The 14,718-nt window shown below is 41.8% G+C and carries 10 protein-coding genes; 4 read left to right on the plus strand and 6 right to left on the minus strand.

The features are described from left to right. Window positions 1-78: 78 nt before the first annotated feature. Complete coding sequence (locus VFC49_RS09025; protein ID WP_324735281.1) at window positions 79-1,161, minus strand: DUF835 domain-containing protein; 1,083 nt, start codon at window positions 1,159-1,161, stop codon at window positions 79-81. A 98-nt stretch (window positions 1,162-1,259) separates the two neighbouring features. Next, entirely contained in the window at window positions 1,260-2,453 is a 1,194-nt protein-coding gene (locus VFC49_RS09030) for a TIGR00529 family membrane protein (protein ID WP_324735282.1), read from the minus strand. A gap of 131 nt (window positions 2,454-2,584) precedes the next feature. Between VFC49_RS09030 and VFC49_RS09035 the strand changes: the two genes are divergently transcribed. From VFC49_RS09035 to VFC49_RS09045, 3 genes are all read left to right on the plus strand, one after another. Further along, window positions 2,585-2,962, plus strand: a complete 378-nt coding sequence (locus VFC49_RS09035) for a hypothetical protein (RefSeq protein ID WP_324735283.1) — start codon at window positions 2,585-2,587, stop codon at window positions 2,960-2,962. 281 nt (window positions 2,963-3,243) lie between these two features. Continuing rightward, window positions 3,244-6,441 (plus strand): isoleucine--tRNA ligase, encoded by a 3,198-nt coding sequence (gene ileS / locus VFC49_RS09040; protein ID WP_324735284.1) that lies wholly within the window; start codon window positions 3,244-3,246, stop codon window positions 6,439-6,441. A 107-nt stretch (window positions 6,442-6,548) separates the two neighbouring features. Beyond that, complete coding sequence (locus VFC49_RS09045; RefSeq protein WP_324735285.1) at window positions 6,549-7,601, plus strand: ATP-binding protein; 1,053 nt, start codon at window positions 6,549-6,551, stop codon at window positions 7,599-7,601. Between the two features lie 44 nt (window positions 7,602-7,645). Here VFC49_RS09045 and VFC49_RS09050 read toward each other — a convergent pair whose 3' ends face one another. Genes VFC49_RS09050 through rqcH form a run of 4 tightly spaced genes read right to left on the minus strand, consistent with a single transcriptional unit; the run spans window position 7,646 to window position 12,496 of the window. Beyond that, window positions 7,646-8,956, minus strand: coding sequence for an ATP-binding protein (locus VFC49_RS09050; RefSeq protein ID WP_324735286.1), 1,311 nt, complete (start codon window positions 8,954-8,956; stop codon window positions 7,646-7,648). 55 nt (window positions 8,957-9,011) lie between these two features. Further along, window positions 9,012-10,094, minus strand: a complete 1,083-nt coding sequence (locus tag VFC49_RS09055; protein WP_324735287.1) for a radical SAM protein — start codon at window positions 10,092-10,094, stop codon at window positions 9,012-9,014. A 9-nt stretch (window positions 10,095-10,103) separates the two neighbouring features. Then, window positions 10,104-10,547 (minus strand): hypothetical protein, encoded by a 444-nt coding sequence (locus tag VFC49_RS09060; protein ID WP_324735288.1) that lies wholly within the window; start codon window positions 10,545-10,547, stop codon window positions 10,104-10,106. Next, window positions 10,544-12,496: a ribosome rescue protein RqcH gene (gene rqcH, locus VFC49_RS09065; RefSeq protein WP_324736711.1), complete on the minus strand. Its 1,953-nt coding sequence runs from the start codon at window positions 12,494-12,496 to the stop codon at window positions 10,544-10,546. The genes VFC49_RS09060 and rqcH overlap by 4 nt, the downstream gene beginning before the upstream one ends. Before the next feature lie 165 nt (window positions 12,497-12,661). Between rqcH and VFC49_RS09070 the strand changes: the two genes are divergently transcribed. After that, window positions 12,662-14,650, plus strand: coding sequence for a 1,4-alpha-glucan branching protein (locus tag VFC49_RS09070; protein ID WP_324735289.1), 1,989 nt, complete (start codon window positions 12,662-12,664; stop codon window positions 14,648-14,650). The last annotated feature ends 68 nt before the right edge of the window (window positions 14,651-14,718 follow it).

The raw sequence follows: 14,718 nt of genomic DNA on the forward strand, positions 1-14,718 counted from the left end.
TCCATGCATATAAACTTTTGGCCCTCCCCACTCACGCCCCCGGGACAAAATGACCGGGGGTCGGTCGGGGAGGGTACACTAACTCAAAAGTCTCTTTAACAATGCCCACTCTTTTTCTGACCATGCTGACGGATTTGTCACGAGTATCAAGGTTCCCCCATACATCAAAACGAAATCCCTTAACAAACTGAGGAACTTGACAATTGATTCAAAGCTGTTGTACATTATGAGGTATTCAAGGCAGTCAATGATTATTATTCCTCTCTGTTCTATTTTTGCCATACTGCGAAGATATCTGTTTACAAGCTCCACCATTTTTGCTAAATTGGTGGGGGATATTGTTTTGAATTCCTTTCCCGTGATGTGAGTTATGAAATATACTTCCCACCTTTCCGGAACATTTGATAGATCTCTTAAAAAAGCGAGAACTTCAGTATTTTGGAGTGTTTCTCTTATCTCCCTGTATTTTTCTTCGCCTATAATTAAGACCCCGGTTTCTATTTCTCCTTCAAGCTTTTCATATTTTCTTTTCTTTGGAAATTCTTGAAATCTCTCGGTTCTTACAAATTGGATTACAGAATAAGACACCATAAACGTAAAGATGGCACCTAATAAGAACCCTATGGGAGCAAACCATGAGACTGGTCTCAGAAGGGGATAATCCATTTCATGTGCTCCATATAGGATAAGAGATACTGCAAGAAATGTTGCTTTTTTGCGGTATACCCTCGAGAAAGGGAGTATAAGAATTCCAGAAAGGAGTATGTAGAATCCAGAGAGTCCATAGGGAACTCCCATAATCATCATCCATTCAGATCTCTCCCCAAAATGCATGATACCAATCAGATAGAGGGTTATTATAAAGGGCACTGATGCCACGTAGTAAAAGCCTGGAGTGAAAAAGTAAAATGCTTCCTCGTTTATGATCATAAGCACCCCGCAGAAAAGCAGTGATGCAAAGAGTGCTTCAAAGAGTGAGTTTAAATAATTAACTTCGGCAATGTCGAACAAAATTGAGAGTGCTGCAGACAGCCATGCTAATCCCCAAATTAAAGCAGATTTCCTGTCCCTGGTTCTTGCAATGTAAAGCAGATACAACGCTGCGATAAGCTTTATTATCAGACTAAGCCCTCTTCCCATATTGAGAAACATTTTATCCATACTATCACTCACAATGACTTATTACGACTTTAGGATATTAAACAATTTCGGCTCATTAGGGCTGGACTTCATCACCCCTCAGGTTTTCCGGAGTTAAATCATCGCCTCAGGAGGAGGGTGTATAATACTCCCACTGTAAAAAGAATTGTCCCGGGAACTAAAAGCTTTCTGTATACATCTCTCAGCTCTGCCTTATAGTATTCGGCTGAAAAGACCAGACAAAGGTGTACTGGACTGAATAGCATTCCCATATAACCACTGAGATATGCAAGGGCTATTTTATCAAACCCTGTAAAGAAAGGGAGCAGAAGTGGAAATGCCATTCCTACATAAGCAAAGCTTATCCCTGTCATTAAACCCACAATAAAGGGTGTTAATATTATAACAAAGACCACTGGCAGGTTAAGCTCGAGAATGGCTTTAGGCAGAGCCTCAACTGCATTGGTGATTTGTAAAAGGTACTTGAAGTACATGACAGACAAAAGGAGAAAAATTATCTTTGGCTGAAATGCATGTTTTATGATTTCTTTTTTGTTGAGCTTATTGAAGTGTGGCATCAATGCTGAAATAAGGCCTATAAATGCACCATAGATCATGTCGTAACCCAGTACAATAGAAATCAAAATTATCACCAAAATAGGATAGGTTGTCTTCAGCAGGAGCTTTACTCCTTCATTCTTCTTACCCTCTTTGATGCTTTCATCTTTAATTGGACGTAAGATCAAGAAGTACCCTATGAGAATCATGAGAATCGTCAGCGGAAACATCTTGGTGCTGAACTCTCTGACAGTTATTCCCAAGATTGCTGATGCGATTATTATTGCCTGATACATTGGCCAAGAAAACTCCCACACATGCCTAAACCAGTAGTTTACGAGAGTTTTTTCCTCTGGCTTTAAGCTGAGCTTATTTGCGACTTCCTCGATCATTGGAGCTGAAACTAAAGCACCAGCAGGCATTGGCATCAGCCCGATTAAAGCTGGGAGCATTGCAAGGGAGTACTTTGCTTTAGGAAACAGCTCTTTGATGGCTTTCTCCATGTCTTTGAGGTATCCAATCTGAGAAAAGACGTTTGTCATTGCCATTATGAATATGATAATTAAAATTAACCTTATTGTGCTCCAGGCAGTTGAAGAGTGGTAAAAAGCTTTAATGAGTTCCAGTGGCGTCAAACCAAAAAGAATTCCCAGCAAGATCGACCCGGCAAATATTGAGACTCCTACATGGATCTTTAAGCGAATAAGAATTATTACAAAGGCAAATGTTATGAGCAGTTTAAGTACTTCGATCATGCATTCTCACCAGTGTATTAATGTTTAGATGCAAATCTAATGTATTCCTTATAAGCTTATCTGAAATCAAATTTTTAACAACAAAAAGTTAATAAACATCTAGATCGAAGTTTGAAGAGGAGGTGATAAAAATGGTGCATCAGTATATTAAGGAAAGAACTAAAGAGTTTACAAAAGAGGAAAAGGAAAGAAGGTACAAATATTTAGGAAAAGAAGTCATTGACTACGGTGATCCAGGGCTGGACAGCATACCTGAGTTCTATGGTATAGCTAACGCAATTTGGAGAGATTGGAAGGAAGGAGAGATAAGCACAAAAACAGCTTTAGGAAGGTTAGCATTGCTCAAGCTTCTCACTTACAAGACAAAAAACAAGAAAATTCAAGACATACCAGATGAAGAGCTTGAAGAAGTTAGAAAGTTCATTGACTATGTAATTCAGGTCATTAAGAACGAAAGCCGGAGAAAGGGGGAGCCAGAAGAGGAAAGGCAGATTGAGGATAAGGCTTAGTTATAACATCCCAATTCCTTCTTTTATCTCTGTTTTATAGCTTCTTTAACCCTGAGGAGAAATCTCCCCCTCCACCAAAAATATTTTGGCGTGCAAGTTAATTAAAATTTGTTTTGGGATCAACACTCAACTTTCCAAAAAACTTATAAGTAAAGTTCCACAAAAATGGTGCGATGCCCATGAGGGGGGATTTATTTATCCTCAGCTTTGCATTTCGCCCATGATAACTTGGGCTGTTCTGTTAGCTTAGTTTGTTCTATAAACTTTAGGAGGTTTTTACCATGATAAAGGAACCAGAATTTAGAGAATACAACGCCCAGCTATTAGAAGAAAAGATGGAGAAGTTTTGGGCTGAAAACAACATATACGAAAAGGTAAAGCAGAGCAGAGCCAATGGGCCGAAGTACTACTTTTTAGATGGGCCACCATACGTCAGCGGTGCCATACACCTTGGTACAGCTTGGAACAAGATAATCAAGGACATGGTAATAAGATTTAGGACAATGCAGGGTTACAACGTGAGGAGACAGCCAGGTTTTGACATGCATGGTCTTCCAATTGAGGTTAAAGTAGAGCAGGCTTTGGGACTGAAGATAAAGAAAGATATAGAGGAGAAAATTGGCGTTGATAACTTCATAAAGAAGTGTAGGGAATTTGCACTCAGAAACCTCAAGATAATGACCGAGCAGTTTAAGATGCTCGGCGTTTGGATGGATTGGGATGATCCATACATGACAATAAAGAATGAGTACATTGAATCAGCTTGGTTCACCCTCAAGAAAGCATGGGAGAAGGGCTTGCTTGAGAAAGATATGAGGGTTCTCCACTGGTGTCCAAGATGTGAGACAGCTTTGGCAGAGCATGAGGTCAGGGGAGAGTATAAGATAAGGGAAGACCCGAGCATATATGTCAAATTCCCACTTGAAGGCAAAGAGAATGAGTATCTCCTAATCTGGACAACTACACCATGGACTCTGCCAGCTAATCTCGCAGTTGCGGCACATCCTGAATATGATTACGCTAAAGTTAAGGTCGAGCTTGATGGAAAAGAGGAGTACTGGTATCTTGCAAAGGCCCTTGTGGATAAGGTCCTTGGGGAGATAGGGGTTAAAGGAGAGATTGTTAAAGAGTTTAAAGGAAAAGACCTTGAGGGACTTAGATATGTCCATATATTCCTTGAGGAGTATCCAAGGCAAAAGGAGTTTAGGGAAAAATACGAGTGGGCTCACCGCGTAATTCTTGGTGATTTTGTGACACTCGGAGAAGGTACGGGATTAGTTCACTCTGCTCCAGGCCATGGTGAGGAAGATTTTGAGGTTGGAAGAAAATATGGACTGCCAGTTTACTCTCCATTGGACGATGAGGGAAGGTACGTTGAGGGTAAGTGGAAAGGGGTCTATGTGAAAGATGCAGACCCAGAGATAATAGAGTATCTCAAAGAGAAAGGGCTTCTCGTGAAAGCTGGGATCATAGAGCACAAGTATCCCCACTGCTGGAGATGTAAGACCCCTCTCATATTCAGGGCAACAGAACAGTGGTTCCTTAAGGTCAGTAAAGTAAAGGATCAGATAATCAAAGAAAATGATGAGAAAGTTACATGGTATCCGGATTGGGTTAAGATAAGGTTTGACAATGGTGTCAGAGACAGCGGAGACTGGGTCATCAGCCGTCAAAGATATTGGGGAATTCCGCTACCAATATGGCAGAGTGGGGATGGGGAGATATACATTGTGGGCAGCTTTAGAGAGCTTGTCGAATTAGCAGTTGCCCTTGAAGTGAACGGTGAAAGGATTGAGCTCCCAGAGAGCTATGAAGAAAAGCTCAAAGTCATAGAAGAGAAACTTGGCCCAGAAGACTTGCACAGACCTTACGTTGATGCCTTCATAATAAAGGTGAACGGCAAAGAAATGAAACGCATAAAAGATGTCCTCGACGTGTGGTTTGACAGCGGAATAGCCTCATGGGCTTCTCTCGGCTATCCAAGGGAAAAAGAGCTGTTTGAGAAGCTCTGGCCTGCGGACTTCATAGTTGAGGGCGAAGATCAGGTTACAAAGTGGTTCTACTCCCAGCAAGCTGCTTCCGTAATTGCCTTCGACACAGTTCCCTACAGACACGTTGCAATGCACGGTTATGTTCTCGATGAAAAAGGAGACAAGATGAGCAAGAGCCTTGGAAACATCATAAGGCCAGAAGAAGTTGTGCAGAAAGAGGGAAGAGATGCTTTCCGCTTTTACATGCTCTGGGCAACGACCCCTTGGGAGAACTTGAGATTCAGCTGGAAGGGATTAGCTCAAGTCAAGCGTATGTTGAACATACTCTGGAACGTCTACATACTTGCAGCGACTTACATGAGCCTTGACAAGTTTGAGCCAGAGAAAGTCAACCCAGAAGAGCTGCCTTTCAGGGAAGAGGATAAGTGGATTCTAAGCAGGGTGAACAGCTTAGTTGAAACTGTTACAAATGGAATAGAGACATTCTATCTTACAAGAGCGACAAGGGGAATCTATGACTTCGTCGTTGAGGACTTAAGCAGATGGTATGTGAGATTGATAAGAAAGAGGCTCTGGGTCGAGGGAGACGATCCAGATAAATTGGCTGCATACTGGACTCTCTGGAAGGTCTTTGATGTGCTGTTAAGGCTTATGGCACCGTTTACACCATACATAGCCGAGGCAATCTATCAGAACATGGTTGCCAGAAAGGAGAGCGTTCACATGGAGGATTGGCCTGTCAAAGAATTCACGGATGAAGAGCTTGAGAAGGAAATGGCAATAGTCAGAAAGATAGTCGAGGCAGGAGCTGCAGCGAGGCAAAAAGCAAGGATAAAGCTCAGATACCCAGTCAGGCAGATACTCATAGAGACAGAGGATGAGCTTACAAAGAAAGCTGTGGAAAGGTTGAACAGAATCTTAAGAGACCAGCTCAACGCTAAGGAGGTTAAAGTCTCAAAGGTAGAAAGGGAAATAAAAGTCAAACCAAACTTCGCAAAGCTCGGTCCGCACTTCAAGGGAGATGCAAAGCTCATAGCCAAGTGGATTGACGAGCAGAACGACAGAGAGCTTTATGAGAAGCTCATGAAGGGCAAGCTCAAGGTTGAAATTGAAGGAAAAGAATTTACTCTCGAAAGAGACCACATAGTTGTTGAAGAGCAACTCCCGGACTTTCTCGTTGGTGAAGAGTTCGATTACGGAAAGGTCTTCGTTGACAAGACGCTTACAAGGGAGCTCATGATGGAAGGGCTTGCAAGGGAATTCGTCAGAAGAATACAGGAAATGAGAAAGAGGCTTGACTTAGATGTCAATGACAGAATAAAGGTTTACATTGAAACCACAGAAGAGAACAAAGAGCTGCTTAAAGACATGCTTGACTACATAAAGAGAGAAACGAGGGCTGTTGAAGTGCTCTTCGAGGAGCCAAAAGGCTACGTCGTTGATTGGGATGATGTGAACGCAAAGATTGGAATTGAAAAGGTTGAGTGAGCTTTTGCTTTTTCTTTTTATAGAATAGCTTTAATTCTCCACATTTCTCGCCCTGTACTCAAAACATTTATAACTTATGCCCCCGTAAGTTACTTACGGTGGCGTAAGTGCTGTTTGATTTGAGACCAAAAAGTAGAAGAGAAGACATCTTTGATAGGGAAAAAGAGTTTGAAGAGCTTGAAGAGAGTATTAAAACGTATCCTTTAACCCTACTTTTAGGAATAAGGCGTGTAGGCAAGAGTTCAATTTTAAGAGCCTATCTCAATGAGAAGCCTGGAATCATTATAGACTGCAGAGAGCTTTACGGAGAAAGAGGGCATATAACTAGAGAGGACTTGATCAGAGAGCTTCAAACCAGTGGATCGTTGCTCTCTAAAGCTCTTGCAAAATTCAGGATTAGTATTGACTTGAAGTTCCTAAAGCTTGAGCCAAAGGGGCTTTCACTGCGTGAGATTTTGAGGGAATTAAACGAAGTGGGAAAGAAAGCTGGAGAATTCATCTTAGCTTTTGATGAAGCCCAATATCTGAGGTTTTATGGTTCCAGAGGTGGAAAGGACTTGCTTGCACTCTTTGCTTATGCCTACGACAATCTTCCCAGCTTAAAGATTATTCTAACAGGTTCAGAGGTGGGCTTGCTTCATGACTTTTTGGACATTGGGAACTATGAAAGTCCCTTATATGGGAGAGTGGCAGGGGAAGTGTACGTGAAGCCTTTTGATAAGGATACCTCCATTAAGTTTCTGAAAAAGGGCTTTGATGAAGTTGGCATCAGTATCCCAAAGGATGAACTTGGAAGAGCTGTTAAGATCCTTGATGGCATACCAGGATGGCTTGTGACGTTTGGAGTTGAATACACCAGAGAGGGAAATTTTGAGAAAGCTATAGCGAGAACCCTTGAAATTGCTAAGGGATTGATATTTGGAGAGCTGAAAGAACTGGAGCGCAGAAGTCCGAGGTATATGATTATTCTCCAAGCTGTAGCACTTGGCTACAACAGATGGAGCCTTATAAGGGATTATTTAGCTGTTAAAGGATATAAAACACCAGAGCCGAGACTTCATGAGCTTTTGAAGAATCTGAAAAAGATGGGCTGGATTGAAGAAAAAGATGAGACATATTACCTCACTGATCCCGTTGTATCAATAATTCTCAAAGGTTAACTTATGCCCCCGTAAGTTACTTACGGTATCAGCTTTGTATAACACTACTCAAGGATATCTTCCAAATCGAATGCAAGTTCAAACTGTTCCTTCCCTTCTATACTTCTCGCTATGATGCCGTGCTTGAACTCACCCTTGAAGCGAACATCCTTCGCTTTCTCTTTCAGTAGGGACAAAATCCTCCTTGTATCTTTCTTGCTCAAATCCTTCCATTTCACCTCGATGAGATAAGCCGTGTCCTCATTAATGGCAACTATGTCTATCTCTTTCCCCCTCCACCACCATCTTCCAATCTGGGAGAACTCAAAGGGCTTCTTTAGGATTAAAAACTCCCGTGCAAGATCTTCAAATCTAACTGAAAACACCTTATATATATTCTCAAGTGTTGCAGTCCCAAGACTTATCCTGTCCATCTGGGGATAAACAAGCGTAAACCATGTTAGAAGCATTGGATCGCTTATCCGGTATAGGCTAACTTTTCTGTCCCCGAAAAGTGGCTTCTCCCTCTTCACAAGGCCGAGCCTCAGAAGGTTCTCCAAGTATGGGTAAACACTTCTCGCTGGCAGTCCAAGAAAGTTTGCTATTTCTTCAAGGCGCGTGTTACCTTCAGCAATTGCTCTGAGGATTGAGAAGTAAGTTCTGAGCTCCCTCAGCTCCTCTCCGAGGATTACGTAGGGTTCATCATAGAAGAATCCGTAGTCACTCAGGAATTCCTCATACAAAAATTTCTCAGCCGAAGAATATTCCCTTGCTATTTTCAGATAGTGGGGAATCCCACCAACGAGCATGTAAGCTTGAATTCCATACTCTGGATCGCCGAAGAACCTGAGTGAGTTGAGATAGTCCATGGGCTTCAAGTGCATGCTCCTTGTTCTTCTACCATAGAGCGGTGAAGCGTAGCTTAAAACGTCGTCCCACATCATCCCCAACAAGGAGCCTGAGAGAATTAGCATAACGCTCTTTCTGCTTAGCTCATGATCCCAGACCCTCTGGAGGTCGCTCAGAATCTTTCTGTCACTTTTTATGGCATAGGTGAACTCGTCAAAAACCATGAGGGTCTCAGCTTCGAGTTTGGAGGCAAGATATTTGAACAAATCATACCAACTATCTGTCTCGAGTTTGAGAATAAGCTCATCGTCGAAGAACCTTGATAGCTCCTTCTTAAATTCTCTCATCTGGGCCTCCTTAATAGCTTCGGGAAACGTAAAGAAGAACACTTTCTTTTCCTTTGAGAACTCCCGGATTAAACGCGTTTTTCCAACTCTCCTTCTCCCATAAAGAACCACAAAAGAAGGCTTTCTTTTCCATTCTCTTTCAAGGATTTTCAGTTCTTTCTCGCGATCTATAAACTCCATGTAATTCACCATTTAGTATAAACACGATTATATATAAATATGTTTCGATAAAATATCAGTTTATCGGCGTCCTTTCAACTTCAATCCTATCCCAAGTCGGATATTCTTCCACGATGTAAAACTTGACGTTGCCTTCTATTGCATCAGCCAATTCAAGGGCAACTTCAATCGGCATTTCAATCCTTCCCTTCTCCCTGTTTAGATAGAGCCACTCCTTTGGAATTTCAGCCTCTTCAACCAGAAGATGATAGAGCTCGTCCAAATCTTCATATTCCGCTACTGCAAACTTCAGCGTCCCATCTTCAGTTATCTCCATGTAAGGCTTTGCAACGTTTTTCGCCATTCTCCTCAATCTGTTTTTCAGCTGCACTGCATCTTTCAGCTTTGCGGTGCAGAGATGGTAGCTAAGTGAGGTGTTTTCTTCTCCCCATCTGAGGATTTCAAGTCCCAGCTCTAAGCTCCCTTTAATTGCCGAACTCTCATCACTTATTGGCTGATATCCTCTGGTGATGAGAGCCCTTAGATTCGTCTCGCTGAACTCAAGCTCATTTATATTTAAAAATTTAGCTCCAAGCTTGTCTAAAAGTTCTGCAAACCACTTTATCTTCTCTCCATGTCTTGGAACAGCGGGGACTTCCCCACCAACATCCCAGTCAAAATCAAAAGCGTTCTTTATGTTCTCAATCTCAACCTTGAAAAGCCTTGAGTTCGGATTGAACAAATCTGGATGAAAGCGAATCTCATCTAAACCAACATCATAAAGCTTCTCCAGATTTTCTTTTGTTGCCAAAGCTCCGGTGGTGTAGAGATGGATGTGGAACTTTTCGCCAAAATTTTCTTTCAAAACTTTGATGTATTCTACTGTTCTATCCAGCCTCGCCAAAGGATCTCCACCCGTAACTCCAGCTCCTAAAGCTTCTTGGATTTTAGCTTCCTCAATTATGTCATCTATGCTTTTTATGGGTCTTTCATTAGCATAAACTACATCCTCTCTGCGCCAGGGGCTAAGAGGACAGTAGAAGCAGTTTCTTGGACATGCACCCGTGGTAAAAAGCACTAACTTGGCTCCTTTAACACAGAGCTTGCATCCTTGGGGCAACTCGCCAACGACATATGAGTAATATCCGCTCTCTCTCATTTTATCACCTTATGCAACATCAACCTGCTCATAGTGGGGTAGATCTTTCTTGTGCCTTATGAGCATTTCGTAGAAAAACTCCTTCATGTCGGGGCTCATGTTGTCATCCATCAGCAAATCAGCTTTTCCTTTGTATCCGCTCTTCTCGGCCTCTTGTATCAAATTGTTTAGAACTGGTATAAGTTGCTGGATTAAAGCTCTCACAAGCTCTGGATATGCATCTTCATCAATTTCCTCATCGCTCTCAAGACCGAGGTAGATTATGTATCCTTTCATCTGCAAAGCCAAGACAAATTCGGTCTCCGTTATCTCAACAAATGAGAAGTTGTAGCTCTTTGAATCGGTTCTTGCAATCATGACCCCTTTGATTGAAAGGGTGACAATCTCATCATCAATCTCAAAGATCAAATCTTTAGCTAAATCCCTCTGAACAATTGCATAGAGGTTTATCATTCCACCACCTCCACTATCTCTCCCTCCCCCGGAGGTAGAATCGCCATTATGTCTTCTTCAGCCACCTTATACCCCCATTTCTCGAGGATTTTTTTAATCTTCTTCACAAGCTCGCTCTTCTTTAAGTCGCCGGGTCTTATTACAATGTATCTCTTCGTGTGGGCTTTAAGGGCGTCAACTGGGCCGCACATCACTAAATCTTCTCCTTCATAGTTTACTATCCCAACTGCCAGCTTGAGGGGAATTCCGTGATACCAGTTTCTCTTTCCATAAACCATGAATGCACCCTTACCAAGATACTCTCCGCTTGGAGCTTTTTTAGTAACTTGGTTTGGATATGCCCAGTAGGCATCTGCTGAATAAACACCTTCGCTCCATGCTTTTGACATTGAAACAGCGAACTGACATGCCTCGAATATGGTCTTTTCACTCGCTTTCTGTCCGTCTTTGATTACAATGTGAGGTGCCCCGTGAACATCAGCGTGGCAGTATAGATCATTGTCCCCCATGTGCCTCTTAACCACCATCTCGTTGGTCGTTGCATCCTTCCCTCCTATAACGAGAAATCCTTCGCTGCTTATGAACCATCTAAACTTTTCAAACCACTTCTTCTTTCTTTTCTCCAGCTTTTTGACTTTGAGCTCCTTTTTCATCTCTTCCTCGATCAGCTTTTCGATCTCTTGAAGTTTCTTCTTGGTGTCTTCATAAGCCTTCTTCGCTCCTTCTAGCTTGTGCTTGGCTTTTTTAGCTTTTTCATAATAAATCTCGGCATTCTCACCGATGCTTTTGTTGAGGTACAGCCTAATTTTCCTGCTCTCAATCTCGATTGTGACAGCTTTTTCCTTGGGGTCTATTGATTTAACCATCAGGGCTATCTTATTTCCAGCTTTCTTGCCTTCCTCTATGCGTTTTTTGAATTCTTCCCAGCCAAGCTTTTCAACCGCTTTTGAAAACTCTCTTAAAAGATTATCAATGAAGGTGAAATTCGCATATATCAAATCGCCAAGCTCCTGATTCTTCTTCATCTCGGCTTCAAAGCCTTTCATCTGCTCTTCCTGCCTTCTAAGTGTTGCCAATATCTGCCTCTTCTTCTCCTCTAAGCGCTTAGTTCTCTCAATTTTTGCTTTCTCCAAGATTATCTTCCCAAAGTACTCATCCAAAGCTTCGCTGAACGTTTCAAAGTATTTCTTCTCATAATTTTCATACCATTTGAGCTCAATTGGAACCACATCAATCATTGTTCCGTCTTTATATATGATGTTTGGCTTCTTCGGAGCGCTGAATACCTCTTTCATCTTCTCAAAAATCAGCCTAAGCTCATCTTCGCTCAGCTCGTTTGCTTTCTTTTTCTTGTCAATTTCAGCCCTCAGAAGAATTTCCTCTGCATAGAGACCTCCCATATTTAGCTTTCTTGCAAGTGCCCTTACAATCTCGACATTTTCGCTTTTAATTAATTCAAGGAATCTCCCCCAGCTCACTTCTATGGGACTTTCTCTTGCAGGGGGGAGTTTATACTCATGCTTTGGTTTTATTGCCCTGTCTTTAAACTCCTCATATCTTAAAGCACCAATGATAGTGTTATTTTCATCAACCAAAATTATGTTCCCCTTCCTAAAGAGCTCGGCTATGAGAGTGTAGTTACCAATCCTAATCTTTACAATTCTGTCAAAATCATGCTGCTCAATATCATCAAAAAAGCCGCCGCTTAAGTGTTTGCGGAGAAGCATCGTGAAAGATGAAGGCATCTTTGGGGCTTCTTTTATGTAGCTCGTCAAGTGAATTCTTTTGCCTGCCTCAATGATTAAATCTTTTCTTCCCTCGCCTGCTTTATGAAGCTTAATCCTAATCTCACTCCCGTCATGATAAATCTTGTCAATCCTCGCGCCTTTAAGAGACTTAAGCTCTTCAACTATGTATTTTATGTCAACGCTGCTCATTTCTTCTTTCATTAGTCTCACCTAAAGAGAATTTGCTGAAGGCAATATAAACTTTAGGAGGGCTATTTCACCACCATAAACCATTTTTGGATTATAAAAAACATCTCCATTCCGAAATTGTTAAATACTCAAAAATAATTAATGATCAGTGGAATTTAAGCTTGGAGGTGGTATTTTATGGCTAAAGGATATTTTACGTTTGTACTACACACCCACATCCCTTATGTGAGAAAGCACGGCAAATGGCCATTTGGTGAGGAGTGGATATTCGAGGCGATAGCAGAGAGCTATATCCCTCTTTTAATGGAGTTTGAACGCTTAAAAAAGAAAGGTGTTAAGTTTCAGCTGGTCATTGGGATAACACCGATTTTAGCAGAGCAGCTTGCGGATGAGTACATGAAAGCTGAGTTTGAGAAATATATGGAGAGAAAACTCAACGCTATGCGTGAGGATTTGAAGAGGTTTGAAGACGCTGAGTTGAAGAAAGCTGTTGAATACATGCTCAATTATTTTGAAGAGGTCTTCAGATACTGGAAGTCCATTAAGGGGGACATCCTTGGAAAATTAAAGCAGTTCCAAGATGAGGGATACATTGAAATCATAACTTCGGCAGCAACTCACGGCTATCTGCCCCTCTTGGGGAGAGATGAAGCAATTGAAGGACAGCTCGTGAATGGAATATTGACATATGAGAAGCACTTTGGAAGGAAACCCAATGGCATATGGCTCCCAGAATGTGCCTATCGTCCAGAAGGCTTTTGGCAGAGTCCAAGCAACGGGGAAATCCTGTGGAGAAAAGGTTTGGAGAAGTTCTTAGAGAAGTACAACCTTAAGTTCTTCTTTGTTGAAAGTCATCTCATTGATGAAGGGCCCGCAAGCTTTGGCTATGGAAAAATCCTCCCAGCCAAGACTCCGAAGTCAACGCTGAGACCATACTTCATAAAAGGCACAAACATAGCAGTCTTTGCAAGGAACAGAGAAACTGGACTGCAGGTTTGGAGTGCTGATATCGGGTATCCCGGTGACTTTTGGTACAGGGAGTTCCACAAGAAAGCTGAGAAGAGCGGAGGTCAGTACTGGCGTGTCACTGGAAAGCACATTGATTTAGGAGATAAAGAGCCATATGTTCCGGAAAAGGCTTTAAAAAGAACTGAAGAACATGCAAAGCACTTCGTCAGTTTGGTGAGAGGATTGCTCGAAAATTATGAGAAAGAGACGGGAGACAAGGGCATAATAGTTGCTCCTTATGACACTGAGCTCTTTGGTCACTGGTGGTTTGAAGGTGTCAAGTGGCTGGGTCGTGTTTTAGAGTTAATGAGCGAGGAGGGAATAGAGACAACTACGATTTCAAGGTTCCTTGAGAGTTATAAAGGAGAGAGGTATGAGATAGAACTCCCGGAAGGTTCATGGGGGATGTATGGGACTCATTACACATGGTGGAATCCTGAAGTTGAGTGGATGTGGGAGCACATACACAGAGCTGAGGACAGAATGGTTGCTTTGGTGAGCAAATACCTCCATGAAGATGAGTTTGGAGATAGGGTTTTGGAACAGCTTGGAAGGGAGCTTTTGCTGATTGAGAGCAGCGACTGGCCATTCCTCATAACAACTGGTCAAGCTAAGGAGTATGGAAAGAGACGCCTTTTGGAGCATGCAAATGTCTTCCACCGCTTGGCAAATGCTTTAGAAGAGTACTTCAAGAGTGGTGAATTCAGAGAGGTTGAATTCTTAGAGGGGATTGAGGAGAAAGACAATCCCTTCCACCCCATAAATATAGAAGTTTACGTGAGTGAAGAACCGCCTACCTTCTCTGAATATGTGAAACCACCTGAGATTCCAGAAGAAAAAGAAAGCTCTGAAGAAAAAACCAAAGTTGCCAATGAGGTTGTTTATTCATACACAGTAGTACAGAGAGCTTATGCGACGGAAAAAATAAAAAGGAAAAGAACCCCCAAAGAACTTCCTAAACTAAAGAGAAGAAAAAGTAAGAAGATCCAAAGCGAACTTTTAAAAATAAAAGGAATAGGTCCAAAGACCCTCGAGAAACTTGAAAAAGCTGGTATAAGAACGCTCAACGATCTAAAGAGTGCTGATTTAGAAGATCTTGCAAGGAAGACAAAGATTTCAGTTAAAAGGTTGAAAAAATTTGTGAGCCAGATCCCTTGACCCTTCATTTTTTTATCTTTAAATTTACCCCACTTTTGACAACTTAATCTTTGAAAAATAGAAACTTT

It is taken from the genome of Thermococcus sp. SY098 (genome assembly GCF_035621495.1).
Lineage (GTDB): Archaea > Methanobacteriota_B > Thermococci > Thermococcales > Thermococcaceae > Thermococcus_B.

What these genes read in the sequence shown, in the direction of transcription:
- VFC49_RS09060 (WP_324735288.1), bottom strand. Translation starts at nt 10,547, where the DNA reads ATGATAAACCTCTATGCAATTGTTCAGAGGGATTTAGCTAAAGATTTG.
- VFC49_RS09050 (WP_324735286.1), bottom strand. Translation starts at nt 8,956, where the DNA reads ATGGAGTTTATAGATCGCGAGAAAGAACTGAAAATCCTTGAAAGAGAA.
- rqcH (WP_324736711.1), bottom strand. Translation starts at nt 12,496, where the DNA reads ATGAAAGAAGAAATGAGCAGCGTTGACATAAAATACATAGTTGAAGAG.
- VFC49_RS09035 (WP_324735283.1), top strand. Translation starts at nt 2,585, where the DNA reads ATGGTGCATCAGTATATTAAGGAAAGAACTAAAGAGTTTACAAAAGAG.
- VFC49_RS09070 (WP_324735289.1), top strand. Translation starts at nt 12,662, where the DNA reads ATGGCTAAAGGATATTTTACGTTTGTACTACACACCCACATCCCTTAT.
- VFC49_RS09055 (WP_324735287.1), bottom strand. Translation starts at nt 10,094, where the DNA reads ATGAGAGAGAGCGGATATTACTCATATGTCGTTGGCGAGTTGCCCCAA.
- ileS (WP_324735284.1), top strand. Translation starts at nt 3,244, where the DNA reads ATGATAAAGGAACCAGAATTTAGAGAATACAACGCCCAGCTATTAGAA.
- VFC49_RS09025 (WP_324735281.1), bottom strand. Translation starts at nt 1,161, where the DNA reads ATGGATAAAATGTTTCTCAATATGGGAAGAGGGCTTAGTCTGATAATA.
- VFC49_RS09030 (WP_324735282.1), bottom strand. Translation starts at nt 2,453, where the DNA reads ATGATCGAAGTACTTAAACTGCTCATAACATTTGCCTTTGTAATAATT.